The following is a 10,993-nucleotide window of genomic DNA, read 5'->3' on the forward strand; positions in this document are numbered from 1 at the left end:
ACTTATGTCACGATTTCCAAAAAATTTCCTCTGGGGAGGAGCTATTGCAGCCAACCAGGCAGAAGGTGCCTATAATGTAGACGGACGCGGTTTGGTCCAGACAGACGTTACAACAGGAGGTTCTGTTAACAGCCCTCGCTATACAACCTACATTGACAAGGATGGCAAGCCAGGCAAGTATGCTTCCATGGGCCATGCTGGTGGTCATCTGCCAGAAGGGGCAACCTATGCAGTTCTAGAAGATCATTATTATCCAAACCATAAGGCTGTGGATTTCTACCACCGCTACAAAGAAGACATCAAGCTCTTCGCAGAAATGGGCTACTCTGTTTTCCGCTTGTCCATTTCATGGGCACGGATTTTCCCAAATGGTGATGATGCAGAGCCAAACCAAGCAGGTCTTGATTTCTACCGTTCTGTTTTTGAAGAATGCCGCAAGTACGGTATTGAGCCCCTGGTTTCCATTTGGCACTTTGATACACCACTTAGCCTAGAACAACGTTTTGGTGGCTGGAAAAACCGCAAGCTTGTTGATTTCTATGTCAAGTATGCGGAAACTATTTTCAAGGAATACAAGGGGCTTGTTAAATACTGGTTGACCTTCAATGAAATCAACGGTGGCATCATGTTCTTGGATCTCTTTGGTGATGACATGACGGACCAGGATTACCAAGATGCCTACCAAAGTCTCCACCACCAATTTGTTGCCTCTGCCAAGGCCGTTCAAATTGGGCATGAGATTGACCCAGAAAATAAAATCGGGAACATGATTTGCGGTATCACCTTCTACCCAGGAACCTGTGATCCAGCAGATATTCTTGCTAACCAACACGCTTGGGAGCAAAACATCTACTATTGTGGCGACGTGCAGGCCAAAGGAAAATACGGCACCTATGCCAAACGCCTCTGGGCAGAGCACAATGTGGAGCTTGAAATGGCAGAGGATGACCTAGAAGTCCTGGCCAAAGGGAAAGTCGATATGTACACCTTCTCTTACTATATGTCAACCGTTGTAACGACTCACCAGTCAGATGATACAGTATCAGGAAACTTCTCTGCAGGTGCCAAAAACCCTTACTTGACTTACTCAGACTGGGGTTGGGCACATGATCCGTCTGGACTCCAATACTATCTTGAAAAAATGTACGACCGCTATGAAATTCCACTCATGGTTGTGGAAAATGGCTTGGGAGCCTTTGATACGGTGGAAGAAGACGGGGTTATCCACGATGATTACCGCATCGACTACCACCGTGCCCATGTTAATGCCATGGCAGATGCTATTGCAAATGGTGTTGACTTGATTGCCTACACGACTTGGGGCTGTATCGACCTCGTGTCAGCAGGAACAGGTGAAATGCGGAAACGCTACGGCTTTATCTACGTGGATATGGACGATGCTGGAAATGGAACACTGGACCGAACACCAAAAGACTCATTCTACTGGTACAAGAAAGTCATTGCCAGCAATGGTGAAGATGTGGAATAAGGAAGACGGCACTTTGCCGTTTTTCTTTAAGGAAGGAGTACAACATGAGGATAGAACATATAGCAATCTACACTCAGGATTTGGAAGGTATGCGTAATTTCTTTGAAACCTATTTCCATGCTCAATCGAATCAACTCTACCATAATCAGAAAACCAGTTTCAAATCCTATTTTCTTACCTTTGAAGACGGGGCTCGACTGGAAATTATGACCAGAGACGATGTAGTAGACAAACCAAGCCAGCTCAATCATCTAGGTCTCATTCATCTAGCCTTTAGTCTAGGAAGTGAGGAAGCTGTGAATGAGTTGACAGAGCGACTCGTTGCAGCAGATTACCCACTTCTCAGTGGGCCAAGAGTAACTGGAGATGGTTACTATGAATCGTGCGTTTTAGGATTTGAAGGTGTTCAAATTGAGTTAACAGTGTAAAGGAGCCAAGTAATGTCAGAAAAACAATTTCCAAAAGGATTTCTTTGGGGTGGTGCAACAGCAGCCAATCAATATGAAGGTGGTTGGAACTTGGGTGGTCGTGGTCCAGCCACCTCCGATACCTATGTGGCAGTCGATCCCGACAAGCGCAAGGACATGAGCCACTTTGGTAAGCCTGTTTCGCGGGCGGATGTAGAATTTGCCTTGGCAGACCAGGAAGGACTCTATCCAAAACGTTGGGGCTCTGATTTCTATCATCGTTACAAGGAAGACATCGCCCTCTTTGCAGAAATGGGCTTCAAGACCTTCCGACTATCGATTGCCTGGTCCCGTATTTTCCCCAAAGGAGATGAAGTAGAGCCAAATGAAGAAGGTCTGGCCTTCTATGATGCGGTTTTCGAGGAGCTCAATAAATACGGCATCGAGCCGCTAGTGACCCTCTCACATTACGAATTTCCCCTTCATCTTGCTCTGGAATACGGTGGCTGGAAAAATCGCAAGGTTATTGACTTCTTTGTCCGCTATGCCGAGACCGTTTTCAACCGCTACAAGGGCAAGGTCAAGTATTGGCTGACTTTCAATGAAATCAATATCTTGGGTATGGTTGGCTATCTGTCAGGAGGTCTCCTCTTTGAAGATGGCAAGAATGACCTGGAGGCTATGTACCAAGCTGTCCACCACCAATTTATCGCCTCTAGTTTGGCAACAAAAGCAGCCCATGAGATTGATCCAGAAAACAAGGTTGGCTGTATGCTAGCCCGTATGGAGAACTATGCGGCCACTTGCAATCCAGACGATGTTTTGGCGGCCTTGAAAAAAGATCAGGAAAATCTCTTCTATTCAGATGTGCAGGTGCGTGGTGCCTACCCAAGCTATATGAAACGTTTCTTCAGGGAAAACAACATTCAGGTCGTGTTTGAGCCAGGTGATGAAGCGATTTTGAAACAGTATCCCGTTGACTTCATGAGCTTTTCTTACTATATGACATCCATTACCCATGCTCTTCCAGACGAGGACAAGGCAACGGCAGGCAATCTGATTTTAGGAGAATCCAATCCTTATCTGCAAGCATCAGACTGGGGTTGGCAGATCGACCCTGTTGGACTGCGGATAACCCTCAACAAGCTCTATGACCGCTACCAAGTTCCACTCTTTGTGGTGGAAAATGGTCTGGGAGCCTTGGATAAAGTGGAAGAAGACGGCAGTATACAGGACAGCTATCGAATTGACTATCTTGAGAAACACATACAAGAAATGTACGAAGCCCTCGAAGACGGAGTGGAGCTCATGGGCTATACACCTTGGGGCTGTATTGATATTATTTCTGCTTCCACCAGCGAGATGTCCAAACGCTACGGCTTTATCTATGTGGATGCAGATGACCAAGGAAATGGTAGTTTTGATCGTTCACGGAAGGCATCATTCTACTGGTACAAAGATGTCATTGCCAGCAATGGAGCCAGTCTATTGGCAGAAAAATAGGAGGTCTTATGACAAAAACGATTTACTTAATGCGTCACGGTGAAACCCTCTTTAATACGCAAAAACGAGTGCAGGGTTGGTCGGATTCCCCCTTGACGGAACGCGGTATTGCCCAAGCCCAAGCAGTTGGTCGATATTTTGAGGAGCAGGGAATTGTCTTCACAAGTGCCTATTCCTCAACGCAGGAGCGGGCAACGGATACCTTGAAGTTGGTTACTGACGCTCCTTACCAACAGCTCAAAGGACTCAAGGAAATGAACTTTGGGATTTTTGAAGCCAGAGAAGAGGAGTTGCTTCCTAAGCATCGGCCAGGTGCTCGCTCCTTTGAAGACCTCTTGGTTGCCTATGGGGGTGAGGACATTCGAGTGGTTGGCGAGCGGGTCAAAGAGGCAATTCTCTCTGTTGCGGAAAGCGATCCAGCGGATCCCATTCTCATGGTCAGCCACGGTGCTGCCATTTGGGGTTTGGTGCAGGTTTTGGATGTCGCCTTCCCACCAGGTGTCTTTCTACCCAACTGTGCCATTTGCCAACTGACTGTTGAGAATAATCAGATACGCTTTGACAAACTGATTGATTCAGCACATGATTTTAAGGTCTATGATTTTTAGAGGAGGAGAAAATATGCCAACTAAAGTATTTCCAGAAGGATTTTTATGGGGTGGTGCAACAGCGGCCAACCAATGCGAGGGTGCCTATGATGTGGACGGGCGTGGACTTGCCAATGTTGACGTAGTTCCAATTGGTGAAGACCGTGGTGCCATTATCACTGGACGTAAAAAGATGTTTGATTTTGAGGATGGCTATTTCTACCCAGCCAAAGAGTCTATTGACATGTACCACCATTTCAAGGAGGATATTGCCCTCTTTGGTGAAATGGGCTTTAAAACCTATCGCCTATCCATCGCCTGGTCTCGTATTTTCCCTAAGGGAGACGAGCTAGAGCCTAATGAAAAAGGCCTGCAATTCTACGAAGACTTGTTCAAGGAGTGCCACAAGTACGGTATTGAGCCACTTGTGACCATTACCCACTTTGATTGTCCAATGCACTTGATTGAGACCTACGGCGGCTGGCGCAATCGCAAGATGCTTGAATTTTATGAACGCCTTTGCCGCACCCTCTTCACACGTTTCAAAGGCTTGGTCAAATACTGGCTGACCTTCAACGAGATCAACATGATTCTCCATGCACCATTTATGGGGGCTGGTCTCTACTTTGAAGAAGGTGAAAATGTGGAGCAGGTCAAATACCAGGCTGCCCACCACGAGCTTGTTGCCTCTGCCATTGCCACAAAATTGGCCCATGAAATTGACCCAGAAAACAAGGTTGGCTGTATGTTGGCCGCAGGTCAATACTACCCACACACCTGTCACCCACGTGATGTCTGGGAAGGTCTGCAAGAAGACCGTGAAAATTATTTCTTCATCGATGTTCAGGCGCGTGGCTATTATCCAAACTATGCCAAGAAGAAATGGGAACGTGCAGGTATTAACATTGAAATGACCGACGAAGACCTAGCACTCCTGAAAGATCATACGGTGGACTTTATTTCCTTCTCTTACTACTCTAGCCGTGTCGCATCTGGCGATCCAGCAGTCAAGGAAAAGACAGCAGGTAATATCTTTGCTTCTATTAAAAATCCTTACTTAGACGCATCGGAATGGGGCTGGCAGATTGATCCGCTCGGTTTCCGCATTACCCTCAATTCTATCTGGGATCGCTATCAAAAACCGCTCTTTGTGGTGGAAAATGGTCTGGGAGCAGTTGATACGCCAGACGAAAACGGCTATGTGGAAGACGATTACCGTATCGACTACCTCCGTCAACACGTCTTAGCTATGCGCGACGCCATTGTCGAAGATGGTGTTGAACTCTTGGGCTACACTATTTGGGGCTGTATTGACCTAGTTTCTGCTGGAACGGGCGAAATGAAAAAACGCTACGGCTTCATTTATGTTGACCGTGACAATGAGGGAAATGGCACCCTCAAACGCTCTAAGAAAAAATCATTTGATTGGTATAAAAAAGTCATCGCTACAAACGGAGCTGATGTGGAATAATGTTTGAAAGACAGGTCTTCGGACTTGTCTTTTGTTATCGTTTCCACTATAATAAAAATTAGTTAACAATAAAGGAGTTTTGCATGAAATACATCGTAAACAACAGCAATGACCCAGCCTATAACATTGCCCTCGAAGCTTATGCCTTCAAGGAATTAACAGATATTGACGAGATTTTTATTCTCTGGATCAATGAGCCTGCCATCATTATCGGTAAGCACCAGAATGCTATTGAAGAAATCAACAAGGAATTCACAGACGAAAAGAGCATCCATGTTGTTCGCCGTCTGTCAGGTGGTGGCGCTGTCTATCACGACCTCAACAACCTCAACTACACTATAATCTCTAACAAGGCAGACGAGGGAGCTTTTGACTTCAAAACCTTCTCCAAACCTGTGATTGATACCCTTGCGACACTTGGTGTTGAGGCGAATTTCACCGGCCGTAATGATCTGGAAATCGACGGCAAGAAAATCTGTGGTAATGCCCAAGCCTATGCCAAAGGCCGTATGATGCACCACGGTTGCCTGCTCTTTGATGTGGATATGTCAGTCTTGGCAAGTGCCCTCAAGGTCAGCAAGGACAAGATTGAGTCCAAGGGAGTTAAGTCAGTCCGTGCCCGCGTGACCAATATCAACGACGAATTACCAGAGAAGATGACGGTCTTGGAATTCAAAGATGCTATCCTCAACCAGATGAAGCAAGAATATCCAGACATGGACGAGTATGTATTGTCAGAAGACGACTTGGCCCGTATCCAAGAAATCCGTGATACCCAGTTTGCGACCTGGGATTGGACCTACGGTCAGACACCAGAATACACGGTTGAGCGTAGCGTTCGTTACCCAGCTGGTAAAATCACAACATACATCAAGGCCGAAAAATCTGTCATTGAATCCATCAAGATTTACGGAGACTTCTTCGGTATTGGTGATGTGTCAGACATCGAAAACTTGTTGGTCGGCACTCGCTACGAGTACGCAGATGTCCTAGCGAAACTCCAAGAAATCGACACCACACACTACTTCTCACGCATGACAACAGAAGAAGTAGCCAAAGCAATTGTGGCTTAATCTATCAGACTATCCATGAACTTGGATAGTTTTTCGTTTGTTAATACTTTCCACTTGTTCCCGTCTGTGGATTTTTAGGGTTATATCTTGATAAAACATAAGTATTATCTTATAATAGATTATTGATTAAAACTTGAAATAGGATGAAATATATGTTAGCAAATAAACTTCGTTCTCTTATCGAAAATGACAAGGGAGAACAAAGAAAACTTGAAAGAATGGCAGACAAGGTCTTCTCTTATGCAGATGAGATGGAAGCCCTGACCGACGAACAATTACAAGCCAAGACTAATGAGTTCAAAGAACGATACAAAAACGGAGAGACCTTGGATGAATTGCTCTATGAGGCCTTTGCCGTTGTACGTGAAGCAGCAAAACGTGTCCTAGGTTTGTATCCATATAAAGTTCAGGTTATGGGTGGGATTGTTCTCCACAATGGTGACGTGCCAGAAATGCGTACAGGTGAGGGAAAAACTCTAACTGCGACTATGCCAGTTTACTTAAATGCACTTTCTGGAGAAGGTGTACACGTTGTTACAGTCAATGAATACCTGTCAACTCGTGACGGAGAGGAAATGGGGCAACTCTATTCTTGGCTAGGTCTATCTGTTGGAATCAACTTGGCAGCAAAATCATCTTTTGAAAAGCGTGAAGCCTATAACTGTGATATTACCTATTCCACCAACTCTGAAATCGGTTTTGATTACCTTCGTGATAACATGGTTGTTCGTGCGGAAGATATGGTTCAGCGTCCACTTAACTATGCCTTGGTTGATGAGGTAGACTCCATTTTGATTGACGAAGCGCGTACGCCTCTGATCGTTTCCGGTCCTCATGGGTCAGAAACCAACCAGCTCTACTTCTTGGCGGATAAATTAGTTAAATCTTTGAATAGTGATGATTACATCATTGATGTTCCGTCTAAAACGATTGGTCTATCCGATTCGGGGATTGATAAGGCTGAAAAATTCTTCAAGTTAGATAACTTGTATGATATAGAAAATGTAGCCATTACACATTTCTTGGACAATGCCCTTCGTGCCAACTATATCATGATCTACGATGTGGACTACCTTGTGAATGACGAACAAGAAGTCATGATCATTGATCCATTTACAGGTCGTACCATGGAAGGTCGTCGCTATTCTGATGGACTTCACCAAGCTATTGAGGCTAAGGAAGGCGTCCCAGTTCAGAATGAATCAAAAACCAGTGCCTCTATCACTTACCAAAACCTATTCCGTATGTATAAAAAATTGGCAGGAATGACTGGTACAGGGAAGACAGAAGAAGAGGAATTCCGCGAAATTTATAATATCCGTATTATTCCAATCCCTACTAACCGTCCAATTCAACGTATTGACCATGAAGACTTGCTTTACCCAAGCTTGGAATACAAGTTCAATGCAGTTGTTGCGGATGTGAAGCGACGTTATGAAAAGGGGCAACCAGTTCTTGTCGGTACAGTGGCAGTGGAAACGTCTGACTATCTATCTCAACGCTTGGTGGCTGCTGGAATTCCTCACGAAGTATTGAATGCTAAGAACCATTACCGTGAGGCACAAATTATTATGAACGCTGGTCAGCGCGGAGCAGTTACCATTGCGACCAACATGGCGGGACGTGGTACAGATATCAAGTTGGGCCCTGGCGTCTTAGAGTTAGGTGGTCTATGTGTCATCGGTACAGAACGTCATGAGAGTCGTCGTATTGACAACCAGCTTCGTGGACGGTCTGGTCGTCAGGGTGATCCAGGTGAGTCACAATTCTATCTTTCATTGGAAGATGATTTGATGAGACGTTTTGGTTCAGAACGAATCAAGGTCTTTATGGAACGCATGAACCTGACAGAAGAAGAGTCTGTTATTAAGTCTAAGATGCTGACCCGTCAAGTTGAAGCGGCTCAAAAGCGTGTTGAGGGAAATAACTACGATTCCCGTAAACAAGTTCTTCAATACGATGATGTCATGCGTGAGCAACGCGAGATTATCTACCGCCAACGTCAGGATGTCATTACATCTAATCGCGACTTATCACCTGAAATCAAGGCTATGATTAAACGTACCATTGAGCGTCAAGTCGAAGGGCATTTCCTTGGTTCTAACGAAGAAGCTATCGAAGGAATTCTAAAATTTGCTCATGCTAATTTGATTGATGAAGGCTCTTTGAGTTTTTATTACTTTGAAGGACTGAATAAAAAAGAAATCATCGATGAACTCTATGAACGCGCCTTGAAAGTATATGCTTCACAGCTTGAAAAACTACGTGATGAGGGAAGAATACGGGAGTTCCAAAAAGTTCTAATTCTCCGTGTGGTAGATAGCAAGTGGACAGACCATATCGATGCCTTGGATCAATTGCGTAATGCGGTTAGCTTGCGTGGCTATGCTCAAAATAACCCAATTGTTGAATACCAATCAGAAGCCTTTACCATGTTTAATGATATGATTGGCGCTATTGAGTTTGAAGTGACCCGCTTGATGATGAAAGCCCAAATTCATGACAATATTGAGCGTGAACGTGCTACTCAAGAGGCCCATACAACAGCAGCAAAAAATATTATGCCGGTTCAATCACAAGCTGAACAAGAACAAGTATCTTTTGAAGATGTGGATCGAAATGACCCATGTCCATGCCAATCTGGTAAGAAATTCAAAAATTGTCACGGCCGTAAATAGAAAGAACGAAAAGGACTGGACGGCTGTCCACTCCTTTTCGTCGTTCTTGAGAAAGATTTTGATAGGGAGAAGCACTTCAATGATAATTGGACATGGAATAGACCTTCAGGAAATAGAAGCGATTGAGCGTGCTAGGCAGAAACATGATGGTTTTCCAAAACGAATTCTCACAGAAAGAGAATTGGAACGCTATCAAGAGCTACAAGGGCGTCGTCAACTGGAATATCTGGCAGGACGATGGGCAGCAAAAGAGGCTTTTGTAAAGGCGTTGGGGACTGGTATAGGCAAGGTGACCTTTCGGGACATTGAAATTTTAAATGCTAGCAATGGAGCACCTTTTGTCGTTTGTAGCCATTTTTCAGGGAAAGTATGGCTGAGTATTAGCCATTCAGGGGATTTTGTCCAGGCTAGTGTTATTTTGGAGGAGAAAAATGATTGAAAGTGAACATCGACCCACACAAGTTCGAGTCAATTTAGATGCTATCGTTGGAAATCTTGAGCAGGTGATGACGCGCTTGCCAAACAAAACAGAAGCCTTTGCGGTTATTAAGGCCAATGCCTATGGTCACGGTGCTGTTGCGGTAGCTAAAAAATTATCCAGTAAAGTAGCGGGTTTTTGTGTATCGAATTTGGATGAGGCTTTAGAATTGCGCTGGGCAGGTATTGAAGACCCAATCTTGATTTTGGGTATCGTTCCTCCGCACTTTTTACCCTTAGCCCATCAGTTAAATATCAGCGTGACCGTTGCTAGTTTAGAATGGCTGGAGCAAGTGCGAAATGTAAATGCGGACTTATCTGGCTTAGCAGTTCATTTAAAAGTAGATACGGGTATGGGTAGAATTGGTTTTCGAAGTGAGGAAGAAATTCTACAAGCACTGGACCTGCTAGGTAGCTTAGAATTTGACTTGGAAGGTATTTTCACCCACTTTGCAACAGCGGATGAGGCAGATGACAGGCAATTCCAAGAGCAGCTAGCTAGCTTTAATGCTTGTTTGGCTCTCTTGCCAACATTACCTCGCTGGATTCATGCCAGTAATTCTGCGACAAGTATCTGGCATGCAGATACAGTATTCAATATGGTCCGTCTGGGTAACATTATTTATGGAATGAACCCAAGTGGAACTACCTTAGATCTACCATTTCCAGTGGAACCAGCCTTGTCTTTAGTGTCAGAAATTGTCCATGTCAAGCAGGTTCAGGCTGGAACTGTAATTGGTTATGGAGCTACTTACACTAGTCCCGAAAAGGAGTGGATTGCCACCATTCCGATTGGTTATGCGGATGGAATGATGAGGAGCTTGCAAGGCTTTCATGTCTTAGTTGATGGGCAGGCTTGCGAGATTGTTGGTCGTATTTCCATGGATCAAATCACCATTCGCCTACCTGACTATTATCCAATTGGTGAAAAAGTTACCTTAATCGGTCGGGATCAGGAAGCTAGTATTACTGTTCAAGATTGGGCAGCCTATATTGGCACAATTAACTATGAAATAGTCTGCCTGCTAACTGACCGCCTGCCTCGCATTTTTGATACTCTTCGAAAATCAAACTCAGCCGTTGTTGACTTGATTTGATGACTGAAAAGCTCCTGAGGAGGTTTTCAGCCTGTTCCCTTGAAATATAAAAGGAACAGAGTTCTATCTGTGTAAGTAGAAACGAACTACGTTTGCTCTATCTCCAACCTCCAAAGGTTCCCCAAACCTTTTTGTAGCGAACTTTGTTCGCCTTATCTCCAACCTCCAAAGGTTCCCCGAACCTTTTTGTAGCGAACTTTGTTCGCCTTAT

The 10,993-nt window shown here is 44.6% G+C and carries 9 protein-coding genes; all 9 read left to right on the forward strand.

The window, feature by feature from the left end; translation table 11 throughout:
- The first annotated feature begins 4 nt into the window (after nt 1-4).
- Nucleotides 5-1,489 (forward strand): family 1 glycosylhydrolase, encoded by a 1,485-nt coding sequence (locus tag C1G57_RS08010; protein ID WP_105114469.1) that lies wholly within the window; start codon nt 5-7, stop codon nt 1,487-1,489.
- A 44-nt stretch (nt 1,490-1,533) separates the two neighbouring features.
- Nucleotides 1,534-1,917 (forward strand): VOC family protein, encoded by a 384-nt coding sequence (locus C1G57_RS08015; protein ID WP_044689260.1) that lies wholly within the window; start codon nt 1,534-1,536, stop codon nt 1,915-1,917.
- Between the two features lie 12 nt (nt 1,918-1,929).
- On the forward strand, nt 1,930-3,399 hold the full coding sequence (locus C1G57_RS08020) for a glycoside hydrolase family 1 protein (RefSeq protein WP_105114470.1): 1,470 nt from the start codon (nt 1,930-1,932) through the stop codon (nt 3,397-3,399).
- Nucleotides 3,400-3,407: 8 nt separating this feature from the next.
- Nucleotides 3,408-4,007, forward strand: coding sequence for a histidine phosphatase family protein (locus C1G57_RS08025; RefSeq protein WP_105114471.1), 600 nt, complete (start codon nt 3,408-3,410; stop codon nt 4,005-4,007).
- A gap of 13 nt (nt 4,008-4,020) precedes the next feature.
- Nucleotides 4,021-5,457, forward strand: a complete 1,437-nt coding sequence (locus C1G57_RS08030) for a 6-phospho-beta-glucosidase (protein WP_105114472.1) — start codon at nt 4,021-4,023, stop codon at nt 5,455-5,457.
- Nucleotides 5,458-5,540: 83 nt separating this feature from the next.
- Entirely contained in the window at nt 5,541-6,530 is a 990-nt protein-coding gene (locus C1G57_RS08035; protein ID WP_105114473.1) for a lipoate--protein ligase, read from the forward strand.
- A gap of 152 nt (nt 6,531-6,682) precedes the next feature.
- Entirely contained in the window at nt 6,683-9,208 is a 2,526-nt protein-coding gene (gene secA / locus C1G57_RS08040) for a preprotein translocase subunit SecA (RefSeq protein WP_105114474.1), read from the forward strand.
- Between the two features lie 79 nt (nt 9,209-9,287).
- Nucleotides 9,288-9,647: a holo-ACP synthase gene (gene acpS, locus C1G57_RS08045; RefSeq protein WP_105114475.1), complete on the forward strand. Its 360-nt coding sequence runs from the start codon at nt 9,288-9,290 to the stop codon at nt 9,645-9,647.
- Entirely contained in the window at nt 9,640-10,782 is a 1,143-nt protein-coding gene (gene alr, locus C1G57_RS08050) for an alanine racemase (protein WP_105114476.1), read from the forward strand. Before acpS ends, alr begins: the two co-directional genes overlap by 8 nt.
- Nucleotides 10,783-10,993: the final 211 nt, after the last annotated feature.

It is taken from the genome of Streptococcus suis (assembly GCF_002960425.1).
GTDB lineage: Bacteria > Bacillota > Bacilli > Lactobacillales > Streptococcaceae > Streptococcus > Streptococcus suis_S.